The 23455-nt window shown below is 71.5% G+C and carries 19 protein-coding genes; 13 read left to right on the top strand and 6 right to left on the bottom strand.

Features of this window, described 5'->3' with window-relative positions:
• The first annotated feature begins 393 nt into the window (after window positions 1-393).
• The 10 genes from ACG04Q_RS23035 (at window position 394) to ACG04Q_RS23080 (ending at window position 11949) form a co-directional block, all read left to right on the top strand.
• On the top strand, window positions 394-1905 hold the full coding sequence (locus ACG04Q_RS23035; protein WP_394513874.1) for a GspE/PulE family protein: 1512 nt from the start codon (window positions 394-396) through the stop codon (window positions 1903-1905).
• A complete protein-coding gene (locus tag ACG04Q_RS23040) occupies window positions 1886-3019 on the top strand; it encodes a hypothetical protein (protein WP_394513876.1) in 1134 nt (377 codons plus the stop codon). The genes ACG04Q_RS23035 and ACG04Q_RS23040 overlap by 20 nt, the downstream gene beginning before the upstream one ends.
• Window positions 3016-3519, top strand: a complete 504-nt coding sequence (locus ACG04Q_RS23045; RefSeq protein WP_394513878.1) for a hypothetical protein — start codon at window positions 3016-3018, stop codon at window positions 3517-3519. The genes ACG04Q_RS23040 and ACG04Q_RS23045 overlap by 4 nt, the downstream gene beginning before the upstream one ends.
• Window positions 3516-4046 (top strand): hypothetical protein, encoded by a 531-nt coding sequence (locus ACG04Q_RS23050; protein ID WP_394513879.1) that lies wholly within the window; start codon window positions 3516-3518, stop codon window positions 4044-4046. Before ACG04Q_RS23045 ends, ACG04Q_RS23050 begins: the two co-directional genes overlap by 4 nt.
• Complete coding sequence (locus tag ACG04Q_RS23055) at window positions 4043-6199, top strand: secretin N-terminal domain-containing protein (RefSeq protein ID WP_394513880.1); 2157 nt, start codon at window positions 4043-4045, stop codon at window positions 6197-6199. Before ACG04Q_RS23050 ends, ACG04Q_RS23055 begins: the two co-directional genes overlap by 4 nt.
• Window positions 6200-6312: 113 nt before the next feature.
• Window positions 6313-6807 (top strand): type II secretion system protein, encoded by a 495-nt coding sequence (locus ACG04Q_RS23060; RefSeq protein WP_394513882.1) that lies wholly within the window; start codon window positions 6313-6315, stop codon window positions 6805-6807.
• Window positions 6808-6811: 4 nt separating this feature from the next.
• On the top strand, window positions 6812-7198 hold the full coding sequence (locus ACG04Q_RS23065; protein WP_394513884.1) for a type II secretion system protein: 387 nt from the start codon (window positions 6812-6814) through the stop codon (window positions 7196-7198).
• Window positions 7199-7201: 3 nt separating this feature from the next.
• Complete coding sequence (locus ACG04Q_RS23070) at window positions 7202-7744, top strand: type II secretion system protein (protein WP_394513886.1); 543 nt, start codon at window positions 7202-7204, stop codon at window positions 7742-7744.
• A 245-nt stretch (window positions 7745-7989) separates the two neighbouring features.
• The gene (locus ACG04Q_RS23075; RefSeq protein WP_394513887.1) at window positions 7990-8748 is read left to right on the top strand and encodes an NF038120 family PEP-CTERM protein; all 759 of its coding nucleotides are present in this window, start codon (window positions 7990-7992) and stop codon (window positions 8746-8748) included.
• A 30-nt stretch (window positions 8749-8778) separates the two neighbouring features.
• Window positions 8779-11949: a S8 family peptidase gene (locus ACG04Q_RS23080; protein WP_394513888.1), complete on the top strand. Its 3171-nt coding sequence runs from the start codon at window positions 8779-8781 to the stop codon at window positions 11947-11949.
• 84 nt (window positions 11950-12033) lie between these two features.
• Here ACG04Q_RS23080 and ACG04Q_RS23085 read toward each other — a convergent pair whose 3' ends face one another.
• Window positions 12034-12417 (bottom strand): hypothetical protein, encoded by a 384-nt coding sequence (locus ACG04Q_RS23085; protein WP_394513889.1) that lies wholly within the window; start codon window positions 12415-12417, stop codon window positions 12034-12036.
• Between the two features lie 52 nt (window positions 12418-12469).
• Between ACG04Q_RS23085 and ACG04Q_RS23090 the strand changes: the two genes are divergently transcribed.
• The gene (locus ACG04Q_RS23090; RefSeq protein WP_394513890.1) at window positions 12470-12997 is read left to right on the top strand and encodes a CAP domain-containing protein; all 528 of its coding nucleotides are present in this window, start codon (window positions 12470-12472) and stop codon (window positions 12995-12997) included.
• Window positions 12998-13183: 186 nt separating this feature from the next.
• Here the strand turns inward: ACG04Q_RS23090 and ACG04Q_RS23095 are convergent, their stop codons facing one another.
• From ACG04Q_RS23095 to ACG04Q_RS23110, 4 genes are all read right to left on the bottom strand, one after another.
• A complete protein-coding gene (locus tag ACG04Q_RS23095) occupies window positions 13184-13846 on the bottom strand; it encodes a response regulator (RefSeq protein WP_394513892.1) in 663 nt (220 codons plus the stop codon).
• On the bottom strand, window positions 13828-15048 hold the full coding sequence (locus tag ACG04Q_RS23100; RefSeq protein ID WP_394513893.1) for a sensor histidine kinase: 1221 nt from the start codon (window positions 15046-15048) through the stop codon (window positions 13828-13830). The genes ACG04Q_RS23095 and ACG04Q_RS23100 overlap by 19 nt, the downstream gene beginning before the upstream one ends.
• Before the next feature lie 163 nt (window positions 15049-15211).
• Window positions 15212-16330, bottom strand: coding sequence for a tRNA 2-thiouridine(34) synthase MnmA (gene mnmA, locus ACG04Q_RS23105; RefSeq protein WP_394513895.1), 1119 nt, complete (start codon window positions 16328-16330; stop codon window positions 15212-15214).
• A gap of 26 nt (window positions 16331-16356) precedes the next feature.
• On the bottom strand, window positions 16357-17058 hold the full coding sequence (locus tag ACG04Q_RS23110; RefSeq protein ID WP_394513896.1) for a 2OG-Fe(II) oxygenase: 702 nt from the start codon (window positions 17056-17058) through the stop codon (window positions 16357-16359).
• 92 nt (window positions 17059-17150) lie between these two features.
• Here ACG04Q_RS23110 and ACG04Q_RS23115 point away from each other — a divergent pair, with 92 nt between their 5' ends.
• On the top strand, window positions 17151-21764 hold the full coding sequence (locus ACG04Q_RS23115) for a leucine-rich repeat domain-containing protein (RefSeq protein ID WP_394513897.1): 4614 nt from the start codon (window positions 17151-17153) through the stop codon (window positions 21762-21764).
• Here ACG04Q_RS23115 and ACG04Q_RS23120 read toward each other — a convergent pair.
• Window positions 21754-22251, bottom strand: a complete 498-nt coding sequence (locus tag ACG04Q_RS23120; protein ID WP_394513898.1) for an NUDIX domain-containing protein — start codon at window positions 22249-22251, stop codon at window positions 21754-21756. The two genes, ACG04Q_RS23115 and ACG04Q_RS23120, sit on opposite strands and share 11 nt — an antisense overlap.
• Before the next feature lie 84 nt (window positions 22252-22335).
• Between ACG04Q_RS23120 and ACG04Q_RS23125 the strand changes: the two genes are divergently transcribed.
• On the top strand, window positions 22336-23451 hold the full coding sequence (locus ACG04Q_RS23125; protein ID WP_394513899.1) for a Re/Si-specific NAD(P)(+) transhydrogenase subunit alpha: 1116 nt from the start codon (window positions 22336-22338) through the stop codon (window positions 23449-23451).
• Window positions 23452-23455: the final 4 nt, after the last annotated feature.

Genomic DNA, 23455 nt, shown 5'->3' on the forward strand with positions numbered 1-23455 from the left:
TGCGCACGCGCCTTGGGATTCAAGCATCACAGGCGGTTTTGAAGGGGAGGCCCCGAACAGCCCGCCCCAACAGCCAACAGCCAAGCCCGTGAGCCGTTCGCCGCGAGGTATTTCTCTTCCCCCCTTGAGCACCGCCGAGGAACGCAAGTCCCGAAGCCCGCGCGCGCAGCGCGCCTCAAGGACTGACTCACGACGACTGTCCGAGCAGAGCGTAGCGGCGCGAGTTCGGCGTGGGGCTTCGGGACTTGCGTTGCTCGGGCACCCGAGCGAAGCGAGGGCGGTGCGGTCGGGGGGCGTTTCTTTGCCTACTTTCTTGTCGACACAAGAAAGTAGGTCGCCCGCCGGGGCGAACTCCCGGCACCACACGTGGCGCCAACCAACAGGGCCACAGACATGACGACGTCCCTCCACGACTGGCTCCCCGCCGAGCAAGGCCCCTGGCATCTCGACTTCGAGCAATGGCCGCAGGCGCAGGCCCAGCGCTGGCGCGCCGTGTTGGCCGTCGGCGCCAACGACCGCCGCGTGCTGCTCGCCGAGCGCGACGAGGACGCGATGCTGCTGCAGAGCGTCGAGGCGCGGCTGAATGCGCCCGTCGGCTGGCAGCGCGCGTCGAGCGACGCGGTGACCCACTTCCTCGGCGCCGGCGAGGCGGACTTCCGCGCGCTCTCAGACGTCGAAGAAGCGCTGACGACCATCGAGGATCACACCGAGGAGCTGTCGGCCCTCGCGCTCAGCGAGCAGGCCAGCCCCGTCGTGCGGCTGCTGAACGCGACGATCTACGACGCGCTGCAGGACACGGCCTCCGACATCCACATCGAATGCACCGCCCGCGGCGCGGCGATCCGCTTCCGCGTCGACGGCGTCATGGCCGTCGTGCGCCAGGTCGAGAGCCCGCAGGTGGCCGAGCAACTGGTGTCGCGCCTCAAGGTCATGGCCGAGTTGGACATCGGTGAGCGCCGGCTGCCGCAGGATGGCCGCTTCAAGCTGCGCGTGCAGGGCCGCGAGATCGACTTCCGCCTCAGCGTGATGCCCAGCGTGTTCGGCGAGGACGCGGTCATCCGCATCCTGGACCGCGCGGCCATCGCGCGTGCCGGCACGCTGACGCTGGATGCGTTGGGCTTTGGCGACGACGAGCGCGCCGCCATCCGCCACCAGGCGCGCCAGCCGCACGGCATGCTGTTGGTGACCGGCCCGACCGGCTCCGGCAAGACGACGACGCTGTACGCCACGCTGGCCGAGATCCACACCGGCGCCGACAAGATCATCACGATCGAAGACCCGGTCGAGTACCAGCTCAGCGGCGTCGTGCAGATCCCCGTCAACGAGAAGAAGGGCCTGACCTTCTCGCGCGGCCTGCGCTCCATCCTGCGCCACGACCCGGACCGCGTCATGGTCGGTGAGATCCGCGATGCCGAGACCGCGCAGATTGCCGTGCAGGCCGCGCTGACGGGGCATCTCGTCTTCAGCACGGTGCATGCGAACAACGCGTTCGACGTCATCGGCCGCTTCATGCACATGGGGCTGGACCTCTACAACGTCGTGTCCGCGCTGAACGCGGTGCTCGCGCAGCGGCTGGTGCGGCTGACGTGCAAGCACTGCGCGAAGCCCGTCGCGCCCGATGCGGCAACGCTCACTCGCCACGGTGTCATCAACGGCAACTTTTTGAAGGGCGAGGGCTGCGGCCACTGCCGCGGCACCGGCTACAAGGGCCGGCGCGCGGTGGCGGAGCTGTTGAAGCTGGACGACGGCCTGCGCGACCTGATCGCGGCGCGCGCGCCGATGTCCGAGATCAAGGCCGCCGCGAAGGCGCGCGGCATGAGGTCGCTGCGCGACATGGCGCTGGCCGCCGTGTGCCGCGGCGAGACGACTTTCGAGGAGCTGGAACGTGTCACGCTCGATGAGTGAGCGCCTGCGCCAGCAGCTCAGCGCGCGCCTGGCCAAGCCGCGGCGCGTGTTCGTCACGCCCGGCGGCGACGAGTTCGCGGCCTGGTGCCGCGACATGCCCGGCACGGCCGTCGAGCTGATCGTGTCGGCGCGCGCGCTGCACGAGCTGGTGGCCGAGCCCGGCCTGCCGCTGGCCGACCTGGACGCCGTGCAGGCCTACGCGCAGCAGCAGTTCGCGCATTACTTCGGCGCCGCCGCGCAGCGCTTTGCCGTCGCGCCGTGGCAGCTGGGCGAGGCGGTGGGGGCGTCGGCGCTGCACGGGCTGGACCTGGCCGCGCTGCGTGCGCAGGCCGAGGCCGCGGGCGTTCGCGTCGCTGCCGTGCGCCCGGCCTGGGCCGCGTGGCTGGCGTCGCTGCCGGCCGCCACGCGCGCCGGTTCGGGCCGTGCCGTCTGGCACGAGGGGTCGGTGGCCGTCGTCATCCAGCTGGACCGGGGCCGTGTGACGGCGCTGCAGTCGCGCCGCGTGAACACGCTGGCTGACCTGGGTACTGACGCGCCGCTGGCCGTCGGCACGCCGGCCGACGCGCTGGCGCCGCAGCCCGGCCCGGCCACGCCGCAGCCCGACTTCCTGCCGCGCTCCGGCCGTTCGCCGCTGGCCTGGCCGCTGGCGGCCACGGGTGCGCTGGTGCTGGCCACGGCGGCGTGGAGCGCCGTCGAGAGCCACCGCGCGCTGGACGTCGCCCAGGCCGCGCGCGACCGCGTCGCCGCGCTGCGCCCGGCGGCCGCGCCCAAGCCCGCCGCGCGCCGCGCCGAGCCGGCGGACAACCGCTCGGCGCTCGAAGCCCGTGCGCTGCTGGCCATGCCGTGGGAGCCGCTGCTGACGCGCGTGGAGACCGCGGGCGCCGACGCCAAGACCATCGCCTGGCTGGGCCTGGACGCCAGCGCCGGCCGCGGCGAGCTGCGGCTGGAAGGGCTGACGCCCGACAAGCTGCTGGCGCTGCAACTGGCCGAGCAGCTGGGCACGACGCCCGGCTGGCGCCAGGTCGTGCTGTCGCGCTTCTCGGCCGCCGAGACGGGGCTGACGGGCCAGCGCTTCGAGATCAACGCCCGCGTGGCGACGGGGGGCGGCTCGTGAACCACCGCCTCGTCAAGGCCCTCGGCTGGCCCGGCATCGCCGGGGTCGCCGCGCTGTTGCTGGCCGTCGTCGCCATCGTGCTGGGCCAGCGCTGGGACGCCCAGGCCGCCGCGCTGCAGGCCGAGGCGCACGCGCTGCGCGCCAAGGCGCGGCCCGCGGTGGCCACGGCCGTGCCTGTCAGCGTGCAGCAATGGCAGGCCGCGCTGCCCGCCGCCAGCGAGCGCCAGCAGCGGCTGGCCGACCTGCTGGAGCTCGGCATCCGCCTCGAACTCAACGGCGCCCGCACCGAGCACCGGCTGGCCACCGCCGAGGGCCTGGAGCGGCTGCGCGTGACCATGCCGCTCACCGGCAGCTACGCGCAGCTGCGCCGCTTCATCGGCGCTGCGCTGGAGCATGACCCGGCGCTGAGCCTGGACGCGATCAAGCTGCGCCGCGTCAGCCCGCTGAGCGCTGACGTGGACGCCGAGCTGCAGTGGTCGCTGCACGGGAGGGCGCCATGAACCGCCGTCACCTGACGCTGGGCGGCGCGCTGGTGGCGACGCTGGCCGCGACGGCCTGGGTCGCGACGCGGCCCGAGGACGATGCGGCCGCGCCCGCCGTGGCCGCCGCGCTGCCGGCCCGCAGGACCGCCGCGTCGGCGCCCGGCCAGCCCGATGCGGCCCGGCCCGCCGCGACAGCCGTCGCCCGCCAGCCCTGGGCCGAGGCCAGCCCCGCCCAGCTCGCCGCCTGGCAGCCACCACCGCCCCCGCCTCCACCGCCCGCAGCGCCGCCGGCTCCACCCGCGCCCCCGCCGCCGCCGATGGCGCCGCCCATGCCGTACCAGATGATCGGCCGCGTCGTGGAAGGCGAGGGCGCCCAGGCGGTCGAGGTCGCGCTGCTGGCCGGCCCCACCAAGGCGCTCAGCGTCAGGCGTGGCGACGTCATCGACGGCCAGTGGCGCGTCGAGCAGGTGTCGCCCAGCGGTGTCGGCCTGACGTGGCTGCCCGCCAAGCTCCCCCAGAACATCGTTTTCAAGGCTGTGCCATGAAGCAGCTCCTGCTTGTCCTCGTTACCGCCGCGCTGCTGACGGCCTGCGCCAACCCGGCGCTGCGCCAGGCCGAAGACCTGGGCCGTACCAACCAGTGGCCCGCCGCGCTGCGCGTGCTGGACGATGCCCTCGCCAAGGACCCCACCGACCCGCAGCTGCGCGCCGCCCAGGTGCGCGCCCGCGAGCAGGCCACGGCGCGGCTCATCCTGCAGATCGAGGCGCTGCGCGGCGCTGGCCGCTGGGATGAAGCCCAGGCGCTGCTCAGCCAGCTGGCGCTGGCCGACGCCCGCCACCCGCGCCTGGCCGCGCTGACGGTGGACATCGAGCGCGGCCGCCGCCACGAGAAGCTGCTGGCCACGGGCCGCGCCGCGCTGAAGGACGGCCGCATCGAGCGCGCCGACGCGGTGGCCCGCGAGATTCTGGCCGAGGCGCCGCAGCACCCCGGGGCGCGCTTGCTGGCCAGCCAGGTGGCGCAGGCCCGGCCGCTGGAGACGGCCGTGGGCGAGCTGGGCCCGGGCTTCCAGAAGCCGGTGACGCTGGAGTTCCGCGACGCGCCGCTGCGCCAGGTCTTCGAGGCGCTGGCGCGCAGCAGCGGCGTCAACTTCGTGTTCGACAAGGACGTGCGCGCCGACGCGCGCGTGACCGTGTTCCTGCGCGGCGTGACGCTGGACGAGGCGATGCGCGTCGTGCTGGGCACGCAGCAGCTGGACCGCAAGCTGCTGAACGACAGCTCGGTGCTGATCTTCCCCAACACCGCGGCCAAGCAGCGCGAGCACCAGGAGCTCATCACCCGCACGCTGTACCTGACCAACGCCGACGTGAAGCAGGTGCAGGCCATGGTGCGCACCATCGCCAAGGTGCGCGACATCCACATCGACGAGCGGCTGAACCTGCTCATCGTGCGCGACACGCCCGAGGTGCTGCGCTTCGTCGAGAAGCTCATCGCGTCGGTGGACCTGCCCGAGCCCGAGGTGATGCTGGAGGTGGAGGTCATGGAGCTGGCCACCGACCAGGTGGACGCGCTGGGCCTGGACTGGCCCGACACCGTGCAGTTCGGCCTGCCCAACGTGAGCGGCCAGGTGCTGCTCGGCGAGCGCAACCAGTTCCGCGGCAGCGTCGCCAACCCGGCCATCGTCGCGACGCTGCGCGGCACGGCGGGCAACAACAACATTCTGGCCAACCCCAAGATCCGCGTGCGCAACCGCGACAAGGCCAAGGTCCACATCGGCCAGAAGCTGCCCGTCTTCACGACGACGACCAACTTCACCGGCTCCACGTCGGTGGCCGCGTCGGTCAGCTACCTGGACATCGGCCTCAAGCTGGACGTGGAGCCCACCGTGCAGCTGGACAACGACGTCGTCATCAAGGTGGGCCTGGAGGTCAGCAACCTGATCCGCCAGGTCACCGGCCCCGGCGGCACGACGGCCTACGAGATCGGCACCCGCAACACCGCCACCACGCTGCGCCTGGCCGATGGCGAGACGCAGGTGCTGGCCGGCCTCATCAACGACGAGGACCGCAAGAGCGCGGCCGGCGTGCCGGGCCTGTCGCGCATCCCGCTGCTGGGCCGGCTGTTCGGCACGCAGACCGACACGCGCAACAAGACCGAGGTGGTGCTGCTCATCACGCCGCGCGTGGTGCGCAACCTGGCCGTGCCGGACGCGTCGCTGACGCGCCTGGCCAGCGGCACCGACGCCAGCCCCGGCGCCTTCTCCAGCCTGCTGCGCCGCGAGGCGCGCGTGGGCGTGGGCCCCAGCAGCGGCGGCGCCGCGGCGGCGCCGGCTGCTGCGGCCACGCCGGCCGCACCCACCGAGGCCGTGCTGAAGCTGGACGTGACGCCGCAGGTGGCCGCCGGCGGTGTCGTGTCGGTCGCGCTGAAGAACGACAGCGGCCTGCAGCTCAAGGGCGAGCTGGAGTTCGACGCCACCAAGCTCGCGCCCGCGCAGCCGGCCCCCAATGCCGCGGCAGGGCGCACCGCGTTCGAGTTGCCGCCGCGTGGCGAGCGCGTCATCGCGCTGCGCGTGCTGCCGCAGGCCGCGGGGCAGGTGCTCAACATCGGCCTGGGCGGGCTGTCGGCCAGCGGGCTGAACGGCGAGTCGGCGCCGGTGCGCATCGACGGCAGCGGCATGTTCACCGTCGAGGCAGCGAGATGAACATGCCCCTCGCCCAGCTTCGCGTCGCTGAACGCGAGCGAACCTGGTCGGTCCCCCGGGGGGACGACGACGCTTGCCGGATTGACCGGCACGCGTCGCCATGGCGGGCCGGCTTGGGAGCGGCCCGGCGCTCGTCCCGCGGCAAGGGGAGGGGCTTCACGCTCATCGAGATGCTGGTCGTGCTGGCCATGCTGGGCGTGCTCGCGTCCGCGGGGCGGCCGCTGCTGGAGCTGTCGGTGCAGCGCAGCCGCGAGCATGAGCTGCGCCAGGCGCTGCGCACGCTGCGCGAGGCCATCGACACCTACAAGCGCGCCGTCGAGGCCGGCAGCATCACGCAGAGCCCCGAGGACAGCGGCTATCCGCCCAGCCTGCAGGCGCTGGTGGACGGCGTGCCGGACGCCAAGTCGCCGGGCGGCCGCAAGATCTACTTCCTGCGCCGGCTGCCGCGCGACCCGTTCGCGCCGGCCGATCAGACCGCCGCCGACACCTGGGGCCTGCGCGCCTACGACAGCGCGCCCGACGAACCGCGCGCGGGCCGCGACGTGTTCGACGTGTTCTCGCGCTCCGGGCGCAGCGCGCTCGACGGCACGAAGCTGAAGGACTGGTGACGCGATGCGCACTGCCCGCCCGCGCGGCTTCACGCTCATCGAGCTCATCGTCGTGATGGCCATCGTGGCGCTGCTCGCGTCCATCGCCGCGCCGCGTTACTTCAACTCGCTGCAGAAGAGCAAGGAGACGGCGCTGCTGCAGTCGCTGACCGTCATGCGCGACGCGGTGGACCAGTTCGCCGCCGACAAGGGCCGCTACCCGGAATCGCTGCAGGAGCTGGCCGAGGCGCGCTACCTGCGCGAGGTGCCCGAGGACCCGCTGACCGGCAGCCGCGACAGCTGGGTGGAATTGCCGCCGCCCACCGACATGCAGGCCAGCGGCCGCGTGTGGGACGTGCGCAGCGGCGCCGCGGGGCGCTCGGCCGACGGCAGGCTGTATGCGGACTGGTAGGTGATGGTGCCCCCACGTCGGCGGGTACGCCTGCTGCCCCCCGCGGGGGCCCGCCAGCATGGCTACAGCTATCTCGCGGTCCTGTTCCTCGTCGCGCTGACGGCCGCCGGCCTAGCCGCGCTGGGCCAGGCCTGGCAGACGGCCGCGCAGCGCGAGAAGGAGCGCGAGCTGGCCTTCCGCGGTGGCGAGATTGCCCGCGCCATCGCCGCCTACGCCCGCGCCACGCCCAACCCGCCACCGCAGTACCCCAGGCGGCTGGAAGACCTGCTGTCCGACGAGCGCGGCTTCAAGCCGCGCCACCACCTGCGCCGGCTCTATGCCGACCCCTTCACCGGCCAGCCCGACTGGGAGCTGGTGCCCGAGCCTGGGCAGCCCGGGGCGTTCAGCGCCGTGCGCAGCCGCTCCGAGCAGGCACTGCTGCGCGAGATCGCGGCCGACGGCAGCAGCGTGAAGCAGGCTCGCGATCTGCTGTTCGCGGCGCGCGCCCTCGAAGCCGCCGGGCCGGCGAGCGCGGCGTCTGCAGCGGGCTCCGCAGCGTCGCGCTGACACGGATCGCGCTACGCGCAGAGGCGTCGCGCAGGCAACTTGGGGCATTCCCCATCCCCTGAATCCGGGGCGTAGAACTGGGGATATAGGCGCCGCGTTTCCTTCACCAGAATCGGCACCCCCGCAGGCCTGCCTGCCCCGGGGAGCCCGCCTGTTGCCAACCCTTTGGCGGGCTGCGCGCCGGCCCACCCGCCGGCGTGCTCCCGCACTGCACGATCAACTCAGCAAGGAAAGAGGGTATTTGGATGAAGAAGCTTTTGAGCTCGGTGGCGCTCGCCATCTCGGCGCTGACCCTGTCCGTGGGCGCCCAGGCCGGCGTGATGCGCGCCGTCATCGACTTCGAGTCGCCCGTCGACCCGACCTTTGCACAGCAGCTGCCCTACCTCACGCACGGCGACCAGTTCCTGCAACCCGGCATCAGCAACCACGACGTCCTCGTCACGCCGTTCTCCTTCTCTCCGCTGCGCCAGGTCGGCGACCTGGTGGGTGAGCTGATTGCCGGCGCGGGCTCGGGCTCGTGCGCCGGCATCGCCTGCCCGGTCAACAACGCCAGCAACTTCCTCAACATCTACAACGACGGCGTGCTGGCCATCGAGAGTCTGGACGGCTACCGCTTCTCGGTGAAGAGCTTCAAGGCGTCGTTCATCGGCAACGGCGACCCGACCTTCGCCGTTCCCGCCGCGCTGCGCCTGACCGGCGTGCTCAACGGCGTCGGCACCGATTTCCTGGCGGTGCTCAGCGGCCCTGACGCGCTGGGCAACCTCAACTTCGGCACCTACACGACGACCGGCGCCTTCTCGAACACGGAATTCGACTACGTGCTGGCCTATGCGCTGCCCTGCCTGAGCGGCAGTGGCACCGGTTGCCAGGCCTTCTCCAGCGACCGCGGCCAGTTCGCCATCGACGACATCGTCATCGAGCATGTGCCCGAGCCGGCCAGCCTGGCGCTGGTGGGCCTTGCCGGCCTGGCCGCAGTGGGTGCCCGCCGCCGCCGCCCGGTCTGATCCGCCTCCTCTGCCTCGAAAGGACCTTCGATGAAGATGACCCTCAAGCCCGCCGCACTGGCGGCGCTGGTGCTGCTGTCCGGCGTGGCCACGAGCTCGCTGGCTCAGAGCCGCAAGACCTACATCGTCCAGCTCAAGGACGAACCCGCCGCCTCCTACCAGGGCACCGTGTCCGGCTACGCCGCCACGCAGCCCGCGCCGGGCGAGGCCTTCCAGGCCGGCTCCACGCGCGTGCAGGCCTACCTGGGCTACCTGAGCCAGCGCCAGGACGAAGTGCTGTCGCTGATCGACCGCAGCCGCGTGCTGGCCACCTACAACACCGTCTTCAACGGCTTCTCGGCGCACCTGACCGAGGCCGAGGCGCTGACGCTGCGCAACAGCGCTGCCGTGGTGGATGTGTTCGAAGACGAGCCGCGCCAGCTCGACACCATCACGACGACCAAGTTCCTGGGCCTGAGCGCCGCCGGCGGCCTGTGGTCGCAATCCGTCAACGGCAGCGCCATCAAGGGCGAGAACCTCGTCATCGGCGTCATCGACGGCGGCGTGTGGCCGGAGAACCCCGCGTTCTTCGACCGCGTCGATGCCAACGGCGTGCCCAGCAACAACCCCGCCCACTCGCTGGCCTACGGCCCGGCGCCCGCGTCCTTCACGGGCGGCTGCGTGCCCGGCCCCGGCATCCGGCTGGACCATTGCAACAACAAGCTGGTCGGCATCAAGCACTTCAACGCGACCTTCAAGGTCTCGGGCCGCACGCTGCACTGGACCGACTTCCCCGACTCCGGCCGTGACTCGGTAGCCGGCCCCACCGGCCATGGCAGCCATGGTGACCACACCGCGTCGACGGCCGCCGGCAACGACGGCGCGACGGCCATCGTCAACGGCATGCAGCTGGGTGTGGCCAGCGGCATGGCGCCGCGCGCCCGCGTTGCCAGCTACAAGGTCTGCTGGACCTTCGTGAACGCCGCCGCCACCGACGGCACCGGCAGCCAGAACACCTGCTACACGTCCGACTCGGTCTCGGCCATCGACCAGGCGGTGAAGGATGGCGTCAACGTCATCAACTTCTCGATCAGCGGTTCGCAGACCAGCGTCAACGACCCCGTCGAGCAGGCCTTCTACCGCGCCGCGCTGGCCAACGTGTTCGTCGCGGCCTCGGCCGGCAATGACGGCCCCGGCCAGGCCGTGGCCCACATCAGCCCGTGGATCAGTACCGTGGCCGCGTCCACGCATGACCGTGCCTTCCGCGGCGACGTGACGCTGGGGAACGCCGCCAAGTACACCGGCGCGTCGATGGCGCAGTCCCCGGTCGTCGCCGGCACGGCGCTGATCCGCGCCGAAGACGCCGGCGTGGGCGGCGGCAACGCCAGCCTGTGCTTCAGCGATGCCGCGGCCGCGGCGGGCGTCGGCCAGGTGGTGCTGGACGCCGCGAAGGTGTCCGGCAAGGTGGTCATCTGCACGCGCGGCAACAACGCCCGCGTCGACAAGAGCCTGGCCGTCGCCAATGCGGGCGGCATCGGCATGGTGATGGTGGACAACGGGGGCGGCCTGGTCGCCGAGCCGCACTCCGTGCCCACGGTGCACGTGACGGCCGCCGACGGCGCCCTCATCAAGTCCTACGCGGTCGGCGGTGCCGGCACGGCGGGCCTGAGCCAGTTCTACGTCGGCACGACGGCTGCGCCCATCATGGCCGGCTTCTCGTCGCGCGGCCCCAACGGCGGCGACGCCAACATCCTCAAGCCCGACCTGACCGCGCCGGGCGTGGACATCATTGCCCAGGGCACGCCCGGCCTCACGCAGGCCGAGCGCGACCAGGTGGCCGCCAACACGCTGGTGCCGCCACCGGCGTGGACGACGATCTCCGGCACCTCCATGTCCAGCCCGCACGTGGCGGGCCTGGCCCTGCTGCTGCGCCAGGCCAAGCCGACGTGGTCGCCCGCGGCCATCAAGTCTGCGCTGATGACCACCGGCTTCTCCACGCTGAACGACGGCCTGGCCGGCGCGCAGAACGGCCTGCTGCCGTGGGCCCAGGGCGCCGGCCACGTGGCGCCGCAGAAGGCCATCGACCCCGGCCTGGTGTACGACGCCGGCAAGGCCGACTGGGTTCGCTACCAGTGCAAGGTCAACCGCGCGGCCGTGCCGGCCAGTGACTGCACCACCTACGGCACGCTGGACGAGACCTACAACCTCAACCTGCCGTCCATCACCGCCGGCGGCATCTTCAGCACCGGCGTGACGGTGACGCGCCGCGTCACCAACGTCGGCGCGGCCGCGGCCACCTACACGGCCGCAGCCAGCGTGCCCAACTTCACGACGGTGGTCACGCCGTCGACGCTGACGCTGAACCCCGGCGAGACCAAGAGCTTCACGGTCAAGCTGACGCCGGGTGCCGGCGCGGGCGTGAACACCTGGTACTTCGGCGATCTGGTGTGGACCGAGAACGGCGGCACGCATGTCGTGCGCAGCCCCGTGCAGGCGCGCCGCGGCGTGCCCATCAGCGCGCCGGCGGCCGTGAGCGCCATCACGCCGTCGGGTTCGCGCACGCTGACCGTCAAGACCGGCTTTGCCGGTCGCATGTCGGCGCGCAAGGGCGTGAAGGACGTGACCATGTCGCCCGCGGCGACGCTGGTGCCGGACCGCGGCCTGGATGACGTGGGCATGATCGAGGCCTGCAAGGCCGGTGACGATGCGCCGGACTTCAAGGTCTACAACTTCACGGTGCCGGCCAACACCATGGTGGCGCGCTTCGCGCTGCGCCAGGCCGATACCAGCAGCCCGATCGACGACAACGACCTCGTCGTGCTGGGGCCGGACGGCCTGGAGCGCTACTCCGGCGCGGGCGGCACCAACGAGGCGGTGCAGCTCACCACCCCGGCGGCCGGCAACTACCGCGTCTGCGTGCATGCCTGGGACGGCCGGCCGCAGATGACGCACGCGCTGTCGAGCTGGATCGTCGGCGTGGGCGATGCCGCCGGCACGCTGAACGTGCTGACGCCCAGCCAGGTCTATGCGGGCGGCAGCGCCACCGTGGGCCTGAGCTGGTCGGGCCTGACGGCGGGCAAGCGCTATGTCGGCGCCGCACAGTGGCTGGACAACACGGGCACCCCGCAGGCGACCACGGTGGTTCGCGTGGAGCCCAGCGTGCCGACGATCACCGAGGCGGGCGACACCGTGCGCAGCAAGCTGCGCGCTCGCCAGGACTGAGCGTCAACACCACGCGAGGCGGGCCACCCGCCTCCGCCGAGGCCGCATGCCGGAACGGGCGTGCGGCCTTTTCTTCTTGTGCGGCTAGCGGGCTGATGCGGGCGTCTGCAGCTGGCAGCGTGCGGCCACGCAGGCTGCGCCCGGATCGCTGACCATCGCGCAGTTGGAGCGCATGCCGCTGGCCTCCACCTCGCGCTTGTGCGCGTCCGCCTGACGCCTGGCCAGCGCGGCCACGGCGTCGGCATCCGTGCCCTGGGTGGACCAGGCCCAGTAGCCCGCCGGCCCACCGCAGGCCTTGGCGCCCACGGCCACCGTGCGGCACTGCGCATCGCTGCTGCAGGCCGCGGGGCCGATCAGCGTGCGCAGCTCGCGCGCCAGCCGGGCGGACTCGGGTTCGGGGGGCGTCTGCGCGCAGGCGGCAAGGGCGGTGCAGGCGAGGGCGGCGGCGAGGAGGTGATGGCGCTTCATGGCCTCAATGCTGGGCCGGGGCTCGCCGCTTGGCAACAACTAGGATGCGTCCATGCGTGTCCGGAGTGCCTTGCTGCTCAGCCTGTTCGTCGCGACCCCGGTGTGCGCGCTGGACGGTTGCGTGCTCGACGTCGACTTGGCGCAGCGTTCGTTGCAGGCGTTGCGTGCGCAGGCCCGGACCTGTGGTGCCCGACCCTGGCCGGCCGCCCAGCCGCTGCGCTGGCAGGCGGCGCTGGGAGAGTCGGCGCGACGCTATGCCGTGGAACTGGCGGCGCTGGACCGGCTGGACCATGTCGGCGCCCAAGGGGCCACGCTGCGCACGCGGCTGCGCGAGGTGGGCTATGTGATGCGGGTGTCCGGCGAGAACCTGGCCGGCGGACCGGAGACGCTGGACGAGGCATTGGCCCAGTGGCTGGCCAGCCCCGTGCATTGCGAGAACCTGATGGCGGCCGACTTCGAGGAGTTCGGCCTGGCCTGCGTGGCCGGCCCGGGGCGGCTGCAGCGCTACTGGGTGCTGCAGCTCGCGGCCCCCGCAGGCCCCGCAGCATCTGCGGCCCCTCGCCCGGTCGAGCCGCGCTGAACGCGGGCTCGCCCAGTCGTGACCGCGCTGCGGCTTGCGCCGCAGCGCTTCGGCAGACACAAGACGCCCACCGGGCGTCTTGTGTCCGGCCTCAGCCCCCGAGGGGACGGCGACGCTTGCCGGATCGACCGGCAAGCGCGTCGCCCAAGGCGGGCCGGCTTGGGGCGGCCCGGCGCTCGGCCCGCGCTAAATCCAGCCGAGATCGATGGCGCGCAGCACCGCCTGCGTGCGGTCGCGCACGCCCATCTTGGAGAAGATGGCCGAGCAGTGGTTCTTGATGACGCCTTCGCTGTTGCCCAGCAGGCTGGCGATCTCGGTGTTGCTGCGGCCGCTGGCCACCAGGCGCAGCACCTGCAGCTCCTTCGGTGAAAGCGGGTCGGGCTGGTCGGCGGCGGTGAAGGCGCGTTCGCCGCCCTTGGCCTCCATGCGGGTGGTCAGCGACGGCCGCAGCGCCGTGCCGCCGGCGTGCACGTCGCGCAGCGCCTGGTGCAGCGTGTCGGGGCTGATGGCCTTCAGCAGAAAGCCCTTGGCGCCGGCGCGCACGGCTTCGTCGAACGCGGCGGTGTCGTCGAAGGTCGTCAGCAGCAGCACCGGCACGCGCAGCGCCCGCGCGGCCAGCGCGCGGATCAGGCCCAGCCCGTCCAGCCGCGGCATGCGCATGTCGGACAGGATGACGTCGGGCATGACTTCGGCCGCCGCGGCGGCCAGCCATTCCAGCGCCTCGGCGCCGTCGCTGGCTTCGCCGACGACCTGCAGGTCGTCATGCAGCGCCAGCAGGCCCTTGAGGCCTTCGCGCACCAGTTGCTGGTCTTCCACCAGCAGGATCTTGATCACATCCATCGCGGACATCTCAGCTCGATTCGAAACCCCGGGCTGGTGCGCGTGACACGCATCTGCCCCCCCAGTTCGGCCATGCGTTCCGTCATGCCCGACAGGCCGTTGCCAAAGCGCTCGGCACGGCCCGGCTGCCAGGCCGGCGCGCCGCGCCCATCATCGTCGATGCTGACGGCGACTTCATCTCCATCGCCGCGCAGCTCCACCTGCACGCGCCGCGCGCCGGCATGGCGCACGCTGTTGGTCACGCCCTCCTGCACGCAGCGCAGCAGCGCGTGCGCGGTGCGCGGGCCGAGGTCGCGGGCGGCGTCGTCCAGCGCCAGCTCGATGCGTGTGCTGGCGATGCCCTCGGCCAGCGCCTGCAACGCGGCGGACAGGTCGATGCGCTGCGAGCTGCGTTGCTGCGACACGGACTCGCGCACGTCGGCCAGCAGCTGTGCGGCCACGCCCTCGGCACGCGCCAGCGCCTGGCCGGCGCCGCCGGTGTCGCTGCGGGCCAGCAGCGCGCCGCCCAGCTGCAGCTGCAGGTTCAGCGCGGTCAGGTGGTGGCCCATCAGGTCGTGCAGCTCGCGGGCGATCTGCATGCGCTCGCTGTAGCGCATCTGCTCGGCCAGCAGGTGCTCGCCGGACAGCTGCTCGGCCAGCACGGCCTGCAGCCAGCGGCGCTTCTCGGCCTCGGCGGCGGCCATGCGGCCGAGGCCGAAGGCCAGGCCGTGCAGCGCCAGCATGGAGGACAGCAGGCCGAACTGGTCCAGCCACGCGGTGGCCTGCGGCGCGGCGTAGATGGCGGTGTTCAGCAGCACCTGCGCGAAGCCGAAACCCAGCGCCAGCCGCGCCGGCAGCAGCACGGCGGCCAGCGCGGTGACGAGGAAGGGCAGGCCCGGCGTGACGCCGAAGGCCAGCAGGTCCACCAGCAGCAGCCATGCCAGGCGGCGGTTCACGGCGACGACGCTGCCGCCCTGGCTCGCCAGCCGCCACATCAGCGCGACGAAGGCCAGCAGCAGGCCCACGCACAGCAGCAGCAGGCCGCGGTCGTCGGCGCCGCCGCCGGCCGCACGCCAGACGCGGGCCACCAGCCCGTCATACGGCTCGGTGCGCGCGCCCAGCAGCGCGGCACCGGCGCTGACCAGCTCCATCGCACAGACCACCAGCGCCGCCAGCCGCAGCACGGTGCCGGGCTCGGCCAGGCGGGCCAGCAGCCGGTCGAAACGGGTCACCGGAGCCCCTCGCGCGGCGGGTACGCCGCACGGCCTTGCAGGCCGCACGGCGGCGGGAGCCGCCGTTCTTCGTCAGGCACGGCAAGCCCACCGGGCTTACCGTGTCCGGCCTCAGCCCCCGAGGGGACGAGGCCCGGTTTGGGGGCGGCCCGGCGCGCGGGCCTCATGCGGCCAGCGCTTGCGAGATGACGCCGCCGCCCAGGCACACGTCGCCGTCGTAGACCACCGCGCTCTGCCCCGGCGTGACGGCCCACTGCGGCTCGGGGAAGCGCAGCAGCAGCCGGCCGGCGTCGTCGTAGCCCACGCTGCACGGCGCATCCGCCTGGCGGTAGCGCGTCTTGGCGGCAGCCAGGCCGGCGGCGGGGGCGCGGCCGGCGATCCAGCTCAGGTCGTCGGCCAGCAGCGCCGGGCTTTGCAGCAGCGGGTGGTCGTGGCCCTGCACGGCGATCAGCGTGTTGGTGGGGATGTCCTTGGCGGCGACGAACCAGGGCTCGTGCTCGCCACCGCCGCGGGCGGCCTTCTTGTCCTTCACGCCGCCGATGCCCAGGCCCTGGCGCTGGCCCAGCGTGTAGAAGGAGAGGCCCACGTGCTCGCCGAGCTTGCGACCGCGCTCGTCCTTGATGGGGCCGGGCTGGTGCGACAGGTACTTGTTCAGGAACTCGCGGAACGGCCGCTCGCCGATGAAGCAGATGCCGGTGGAGTCCTTCTTCTTCGCGTTCGGCAGGCCGATCTCGGCGGCGATGCGGCGCACCTCGGTCTTCTCCAGGTGGCCCACCGGGAACATGGCCTTGCTCATCTGCGCCTGCGACAGCCGGTGCAGGAAGTAGCTCTGGTCCTTCAGCGGATCCAATCCCTTCAGCAGCTGGAACTCGCCGTCGACCTCGCGCACGCGGGCGTAGTGACCGGTGGCGATCTTCTCGGCGCCCAGCCGCATCGCGTGGTCGAGGAAGGCCTTGAACTTGATCTCGGCGTTGCACAGCACGTCGGGGTTGGGCGTGCGGCCGGCCTGGTACTCGCGCAGGAAGCTCTCGAACACGCGGTCCTTGTACTCGGCCGCGAAGTTGACGTGCTCGATCTCGATGCCCAGCACGTCGGCCACCGAGGCGGCGTCCAGGAAGTCCTGCCGCGTCGAGCAGTACTCGTCGTCGTCATCGTCTTCCCAGTTCTTCATGAAGATGCCGATGACCTCGTGGCCCTGGGCTTTCAGCAGGTGGGCGGTCACGGCCGAGTCCACGCCGCCGGACAGGCCGACGACGACTCGATGTTTTTTGTCGGAACTCATGCCGGTGATTGTCCCAAACGGGCCCATCAGCCCGGCGCGAACAGGCTTTCCGCGCGCTGGTACAGCACCCAGGAGGTCGCGATGACCTTGTCGCCACCCGTCGGCCGGTTGCCGCGGTGCGTGTGCGTGAAGCCGCCCGGCGCAATCAGCAGGCTGCCGGTGCGCGGCGCGATCTTGCGGCCCTGGTACAGGAACTCGGTCTCGCCGCCGGCGAAGTCGTCGTTCAGGTAGATCGTCCACAGCACCGCGCGGTGCAGCGCCTCGCCCTGGTCCAGCTTGGGGTATTGCTCGCAGTGCCAGTAGGGGTAGCCGCCCTGGCCGGCGACATAGCGCTGCAGGTTGATGGCGCCGGGGCGGAAGACCTTGGCGATCAGGCCCATCAGCGCGTCGTCCGGCAGCGTGGCGACGGTGTCGGCGTCCAGCAGCGCCGTGCTGCCGTCGGGGCGGTTCATCTGCAGCTTCAGCGGCGCCAGCGCCAGGTGCGCGTAGCGGCGCAGGTACTGCTTGAAGCCCTGGATGACGGCGTCGTTGAGCTGCGCGCAGGCGTCGGCCCACTCGGGGTGGCGGCTGATGGCGATGTCCCAGCTGTCCTTCAGCGCCACGTCCACGCCGCTGCCGGTGGCGCCGCGCTGCACATGCGGGCTGGCGTGGAAGCGCTCGATCAGCGCACGGCAGGCGTCGGCGCTCAGCGCGCCGTCGTAGACCTCGATGAAGTCGGGTGCTGTCATGGCCGGGATTCTCGGCGCGTTGCCTGATGGGGCGCTGGCGGCCTGTTTGAACGGCGGCAGAATGCCGCGCAGACCAATAGGCAGGGGGCGCGATGAGGGAGAACCAGGCCGCTGTGGCAGAAGCGCGGCGTTTGATAGACGAAGCGCTGGCACAAGGTGCCAGTCAGCTGTCGCTGGCGGGCCTGCGTTTGAGGCGCTTGCCGGAGGGGCTGGCGAAACTCGCGCCGGCGCTGACGTCGTTGGACTTGTCTGGCTGCTGGGCGCTAGAAAGCGTTGACGCGTTGGCAAGGCTGCTGTTGCTGCGGGATCTGAAGCTGAGCGAGTGCGGGGAGCTGCGCGATCTGGGGCCGCTGTCGGGCCTGAGCCAGTTGCAGAGCCTCAACCTGAGCTGGTGCGGGGAGTTGCGCGATCTGGAGGCGCTGTCGGGTCTGAGCCAGTTGCAGAGCCTGGACTTGAGCGGGTGCGGGGAACTGCGCGATCTGGGGCCGCTGTCGGGCCTGAGCCAGTTGCAGAGCCTGGACTTGAGCGGGTGCGGGGAACTGCGCGATCTGGGGCCGCTGTCGGGCCTGAGCCAGTTGCAGAGTCTGGACCTGAGCCAGTGCGGGGAGCTGTGCGATCTGGGGCCGCTGTCGGGCCTGAGCCAGTTGCAGAGCCTGGACTTGATCGGGTGCGGGGAACTGCGCGATCTGTGGCCGCTGTCGAGCCTGAGCCAGTTGCAGAGCCTCAACCTGAGCTGGTGCAGGGAGCTGCGCGATCTGTGGCCGCTGTCGAGCCTGAGCCAGTTGCAGAGCCTCAACCTGAGCTGGTGCGGGGAGCTGCGCGATCTGGAGGCGCTGTCGGGTCTGAGCCAGTTGCAGGGCCTGGACTTGAGTGGGTGCAGGGAGCAGCGAGATCTGGGGCGGCTGTTGGGCCTGAGCCAGTTGCAGAGTCTCAACCTGAGCTGGTGCGGGGAGCTGCGCGATCTGGGGCCGCTGTCGGGCCTGAGCCAGTTGCAGAGTCTGGACCTGAACCGGTGCGGGGATCTGCGTGATCTGGGGCCGCTGTCGGGCCTGAGCCAGTTGCAGAGCCTGGACTTGAGCGGGTGCGGGGAACTGCGCGATCTGGGGGCGCTGTCGGGTCTGAGCCAGTTGCAGAGCCTGGACTTGAGCGGGTGCGGGGAACTGCGCGATCTGGGGCCGCTGTCGGACCTGAGCCAGTTGCAGAGCCTGGACTTGAGCCGGTGCGGGGAACTGCGCGATCTGGGGCCGCTGTCGGGCCTGAGCCAGTTGCAGAGCCTGGACTTGAGCGGGTGCGGGGAACTGCGCGATCTGGGGCCGTTGTCGGGCCTGAACCAGTTGCAGAGTCTGGACCTGAGCCGGTGCGGGGAGCTGCGCGATCTGGGGCTGCTGTCGGGCCTGAGCCAGTTGCAGAGTCTGGACCTGAGCTGGTGCGGGGAGCTGCGTGATCTGGGGCCGCTGTCGGGCCTGAGCCAGTTGCAGAGTCTCAACCTGGTCGGGTGCGGGGAGCTGCGCGATCTGGGGCCGCTGTCGGGCCTGAGCCAGTTGCAGAGTCTCAACCTGGTCGGGTGCGGGGAGCTGCGCGATCTGGGGCCGCTGTCGGGCCTGAGCCAGTTGCAGAGCCTCTACTTGGGCGGGTGCGGGGAGCTGCGCGGTCTGGGGCCGCTGTCGGGCCTGAGCCAGTTGCAGAGCCTCAACCTGAGCGGGTGCGGGGAGCTGCGCGATCTGGGGCCGCTGTCGGGCCTGAGCCAGTTGAACAGTCTGCTGCTGGGTGGGTGCGAGCAGGTGGTAGACATCAGCGCGTTGGCGGCGCTGCCCCAATTGCGAGAGTTGGCGATTGACGGCAGCGCTCGCCTTCAGTCGCCGCTTGAGTTGCTGCTCAGTGGCTTTCCTCGTTTGCACGGCCTATCAACCAACCGGCTGCCCGCCGTGCCCCGCGAGTTGCAAGCTTCGGAGCCTTGGGACAGCTGCCTGACCCGGCTGGAGGCCTGGGCGCATGACCTGTCCGCAGCCGGCGCCATCGAGCAACGCATGGCTAAGGTGTTTGTGCTGGGCAATGGCTGTGTCGGCAAGACACAGATTGCGCGGCGCCTGGCGGGTGAGCCTTTTGATCCGGGTGTGCCCAGCACCCACGGCGTGCAGATCCGGCGCTTTGCGCTGTCGAGCACCATTGACGCCATGTTGTGGGACTTCGGCGGGCAGGACGTGTACCTGGGCACGCACAGCCTGTTCCTGGACGATCGCGCCGTCTACCTGGCGGTGTGGACGCCCGAGAGCGAATCGGGCTTCGACCCCGCCAGCCCGGCACTGCGCCTGCCTCGCCACCGGTTGGGCTACTGGCTGGACTATGTCGCCACGGCCACCGGGGGCAAGGCGCCGGTGCTGGTGGTGCAGTCGCAGTGCGATACCGAGTCCGCCGCCGTGTCGCCTGCCATCGCTGACCCGGAACGCTTCACGCTGCGCCTGCAGCCCCTGCATTGCAGCGCCCGCAACGAGGATGGGCTGGACGCCTTGCTGCCGGCCTTGCGCGGCGCGGCCAAGCTGCTGTTGGAGCGCTATGGCGAGGTGGTGCTGCCGCGGAGCTGGCTGGCCGTGGCCGAGGCCTTGCGGGCGCGGCGTGAGGCGGGTGAGCGGGTGCTGCAGCGCGCGGACTACGACGCGTTGTGCGCCCAGCAGACCGTGGGCGGCCCCGGCACTTTGCTGGGCTATCTGCACCAGGCCGGCGAGGTGTTCTGGCAGCCCCAGGCCTTTGGCGGTGCCGTGGTGCTGGACCAGGCCTGGGCGCTGGAAGGCGTCTACAGCCTGCTGCACCGCGAGAAGGTGATCCCCAAGCTGCGCAGCCGTGGCGGCGTCTTCGATGCCGACCTGCTGGCCAGTCTGGCTGGCTGGGAGACCGCCCAGCACAGCGAGGCAGACCGACGCTTGTTCCTGGAGATGATGCAGACCTGCCGGATGTGCTTCAAGCTGCCGAGCGGTGACTATCTGGCGCTGGACTGGCTGCCCGAGCGTAGCGCCCGTGAGCCACAGATCGCGGCCGTGTGGCGCGGTGCCGAACCGCAGGCGCATCTGCAGCTGCGCTACCGCTTTCTGCACGACGGCATTGCCCGGGCGGTGCTGAGCGCCCTGGGCGAGCACACGAAAGCGGATGCGGTGTACTGGCGGTGGGGCGCCTGCTTCTTCGACACGGGCACGGGCGCGGTGCTCAAGCTGGACATCCAGCCGTCGCATGGCGTGGGCGAGCCCGTGCCCGGCGTGGTGGATCTGATGGCCACCGGGCGCGACCCGGCGGCGCTGGTGGCACAGGTGGCGGACGCCATCGAGCGCAGCGTGACGCTGGGGGCCAAGGCCGAGCGGGTCTGGCTGCTGGGCGCAGCGAAGGAGGGGGCGGATTCGCGCCGGCACCCCTCGCAGCGGCCCGAGGAGCCTGGCGAGGAGCCGGCGCCTTTTGCAGCGTTGCGGCCCGGCCCGCTGGCGCCCGAGATCAAGGCTGACGCACCGGCCCAGGCGGCGGCCGAACCCGTGAAGTGGCGCGTGTTGGTGCTGGCCACCGAATGGGCTTCAAGGCATGGCGGCTTGTCCACGTTCAACCGGCTGCTGTGCAGGGCGCTGGCGGCGCGGGCGGATACGCAGGTTGTCTGCGTCTGTAGTGAGCTGGACGAGGCGGACATGAGCGATGCGCGGGGCGGTGCGGTCACGCTGATGGCAGCCCCCGACGAGGTCGGCGCTGCCAAGTATTCAGGCCTGGGGCGTCGGCTGAACCTGCCCGCTGGCTGGCAGCCCAACGTGGTGGTGGGGCACGGCCGTGTGACCGGCAGCTATGCCAAGGCGCAGGTGGCCGACCACTCTCCGGGCGCGCGCCGGGTGCAGTTCGTGCATGTGGCACCCGGTGAGCTGGAGTGGTTCAAGGGCAAACCGAACGCCGCGCAGGAAGCGGATGCGCGTGAGCGCATCGAGGCGGCACTGGCCGGGACGGCAGACGTCGTCGCCGCGGTCGGGCCGCGCCTGCAGCGGGAATTTGCCGATTTGCTGCGCGCCCAGGCGGCGCAGGAGCGGGTGATGGAGTTCGAACCCGCCCTGGTGACGGAGGGCACCTTGGAGCCGCCAGCGCTCAACCACTGCCTGCTGCTCGGGCGCGTGGAGGATGCTGAGATCAAAGGGCTGGAGCTGGCAGCGCGAGCGGTCGGTGCGGTGCGGCAACGGGGCGAGGTGAAGGAGCCCGAGCTGGTGGTCCGCGGGGCGCCGGCCGGTCAGGGGACCAGCGCGCGGAACACATTGCAGGCAGCCTGCCCGGGCGTGGCCGTGCGTGTGAGGGAGTACGGCGATGCCGAAGCCGTGCAGGCAGACCTGCGCCGCTGCGCCTTGATGCTGATGCCGTCCAAGCGCGAAGGCTTTGGCCTCGTGGCGCTGGAAGCCCTGGCCCTGGGGGTACCCGTTCTCGTCAGCGAAGCCAGCGGCATGGCCGACTTCTTGCGCAGACATGCTCCCGAGCTGATGAAGCACTTCGTTTTGCCGGTAGATGGCGACGATGAAGAGGCTCTTGTTGGGCAGTGGGCGGACAAGATCAACGGCATGCTGCTCGATGAAGACGCCAAGGCGGCCGCTTTTGCACGCACGCGCCGGCTTCGCGATCGGCTGGTCGCTGCCACCTCCTGGGACCGTTCGGTGGACAACCTGCTGGGGCGCCTGGACGCAGCAAAAGTCAGCCCTTGACCGACGGCGCGGCGAGCGATGCGTGGCTGAACACCGCCTCCAGCGGCAGCCGCCGCCCGGCGGCATGGTCCTGCACGCACTGCAGCACCAGCGGGCTGCGGTGGCGCGCGGCGCAGGCGGCCAGCTCGGCCTCGGTCAGCCACAGCGTGCGGTGGATGCCCTCGTCCAGCGTGCGGCCGGCGATTTCCTCGCCCACATCACCGCTGAACGCCAGCCGTACATAGGTCACATCCTCTAATCGCGCCGGGCGCACGAAGCGGGCCAGGTAGACGCCGAGGAAATGCCGCGGCGTGAACGCCCGCGCGGTCTCCTCCAGCGCCTCGCGCACGACGGCCTCGATCGGGCTTTCGCCCAGCTCCAGATGGCCTGCGGGGTTGTTCAGCATCAGCCCTTCGGGCGTCTCTTCCTCGACGAGCAGGTAGCGCCCGCCGTGCTCGATGACCGCCGCAACCGTGACGCTGGGACGAAATCTCTCTGTGGCAACCATGAAACTTCCTCGCGAATTCCCGCTCCGGGCGGACCCGGGCATTGTGTAAGCTGCCCCGCACCCCAGTCCCCGACAGGAGCCTCCATGCAGATCGGCGTCCCGCGCGAACGCGCGGCCGGAGAGACCCGCGTGGCCGTCACGCCCGAGACGGCGAAGAAGCTGAAGGCCGCCGGCCATGTGCTGCGCATTGAAAGCGGCGCCGGCGTGGCCGCCAGCGTCACCGATGCGGCCTACGAGGCGGTGGGCTGCGAGATCGTCGACCAGGCCGCGGCGCTGGGCGCCGAGCTGGTGCTGAAGGTGCGCGCGCCGGGCGCCGAAGAACTCGCGCTGATGAAGCCGGGCACGGCGCTCGTCGGCATGCTGAACCCCTTCGACCGCGACGGCCTCGTGGCGCTGGCCGCGGCGGGGCTGACGAGCTTCGCGCTCGAAGCCGCGCCGCGCACGACGCGCGCGCAGAGCATGGACGTCCTGTCCAGCCAGGCCAACATCGCCGGCTACAAGGCCGTCATGATCGCGGCCGACAAGTACCAGCGCTTCTTCCCGATGCTGATGACGGCGGCCGGCACCGTGAAGGCGGCGCGCGTCGTCATCCTGGGCGTGGGCGTGGCGGGCCTGCAGGCCATTGCGACAGCCAAGCGGCTGGGCGCCGTCATCGAGGCCAGCGACGTGCGGCCGTCGGTGAAGGAGCAGGTCGAGTCGCTGGGCGGCAAGTTCATCGACGTGCCCTACGAGACGGCCGAGGAGAAGGAAGCTGCCGAGGGTGTGGGCGGTTATGCCCGGCCCATGCCGGCTAGCTGGCTGGAGCGGCAGAAGGTGGAGGTGGCCAAGCGCGTCGCGCAGGCCGACGTGGTCATCACCACGGCGCTGATCCCCGGTCGTGCGGCGCCGGTGCTCGTGACCGAGGACATGGTCAAGGCGATGAAGCCGGGCTCGGTCATCGTCGACATCGCCGCCCCGGCCGGTGGCAACTGCCCGCTGACCGAGGCGGGCAAGACCGTCGTGAAGCACGGCGTCGTCATCGTCGGCGAGACCAACCTGCCGGCGCTCGTCGCGGCCGATGCGTCGGCGCTGTACGCGCGCAACGTGCTGGACTTTCTGAAGCTCGTCATCACGAAGGAGGGCACGTTCACCGTGCCGCTGGAGGACGACATCGTCGCGGCCTGCCGCGTCACGCAAGACGGCCAGGTCACGAGGAGCTGACACC

It is taken from the genome of Pelomonas lactea (assembly GCF_043555885.1).
Lineage (GTDB): Bacteria > Pseudomonadota > Gammaproteobacteria > Burkholderiales > Burkholderiaceae_C > Pelomonas > Pelomonas lactea.

What these genes read in the sequence shown, in the direction of transcription:
- ACG04Q_RS23035 (WP_394513874.1), top strand. Translation starts at nt 394, where the DNA reads ATGACGACGTCCCTCCACGACTGGCTCCCCGCCGAGCAAGGCCCCTGG.
- ACG04Q_RS23050 (WP_394513879.1), top strand. Translation starts at nt 3,516, where the DNA reads ATGAACCGCCGTCACCTGACGCTGGGCGGCGCGCTGGTGGCGACGCTG.
- ACG04Q_RS23055 (WP_394513880.1), top strand. Translation starts at nt 4,043, where the DNA reads ATGAAGCAGCTCCTGCTTGTCCTCGTTACCGCCGCGCTGCTGACGGCC.
- ACG04Q_RS23065 (WP_394513884.1), top strand. Translation starts at nt 6,812, where the DNA reads ATGCGCACTGCCCGCCCGCGCGGCTTCACGCTCATCGAGCTCATCGTC.
- ACG04Q_RS23070 (WP_394513886.1), top strand. Translation starts at nt 7,202, where the DNA reads ATGGTGCCCCCACGTCGGCGGGTACGCCTGCTGCCCCCCGCGGGGGCC.
- ACG04Q_RS23075 (WP_394513887.1), top strand. Translation starts at nt 7,990, where the DNA reads ATGAAGAAGCTTTTGAGCTCGGTGGCGCTCGCCATCTCGGCGCTGACC.
- ACG04Q_RS23080 (WP_394513888.1), top strand. Translation starts at nt 8,779, where the DNA reads ATGAAGATGACCCTCAAGCCCGCCGCACTGGCGGCGCTGGTGCTGCTG.
- ACG04Q_RS23085 (WP_394513889.1), bottom strand. Translation starts at nt 12,417, where the DNA reads ATGAAGCGCCATCACCTCCTCGCCGCCGCCCTCGCCTGCACCGCCCTT.
- ACG04Q_RS23090 (WP_394513890.1), top strand. Translation starts at nt 12,470, where the DNA reads ATGCGTGTCCGGAGTGCCTTGCTGCTCAGCCTGTTCGTCGCGACCCCG.
- ACG04Q_RS23095 (WP_394513892.1), bottom strand. Translation starts at nt 13,846, where the DNA reads ATGTCCGCGATGGATGTGATCAAGATCCTGCTGGTGGAAGACCAGCAA.
- mnmA (WP_394513895.1), bottom strand. Translation starts at nt 16,330, where the DNA reads ATGAGTTCCGACAAAAAACATCGAGTCGTCGTCGGCCTGTCCGGCGGC.
- ACG04Q_RS23110 (WP_394513896.1), bottom strand. Translation starts at nt 17,058, where the DNA reads ATGACAGCACCCGACTTCATCGAGGTCTACGACGGCGCGCTGAGCGCC.
- ACG04Q_RS23115 (WP_394513897.1), top strand. Translation starts at nt 17,151, where the DNA reads ATGAGGGAGAACCAGGCCGCTGTGGCAGAAGCGCGGCGTTTGATAGAC.
- ACG04Q_RS23120 (WP_394513898.1), bottom strand. Translation starts at nt 22,251, where the DNA reads ATGGTTGCCACAGAGAGATTTCGTCCCAGCGTCACGGTTGCGGCGGTC.
- ACG04Q_RS23125 (WP_394513899.1), top strand. Translation starts at nt 22,336, where the DNA reads ATGCAGATCGGCGTCCCGCGCGAACGCGCGGCCGGAGAGACCCGCGTG.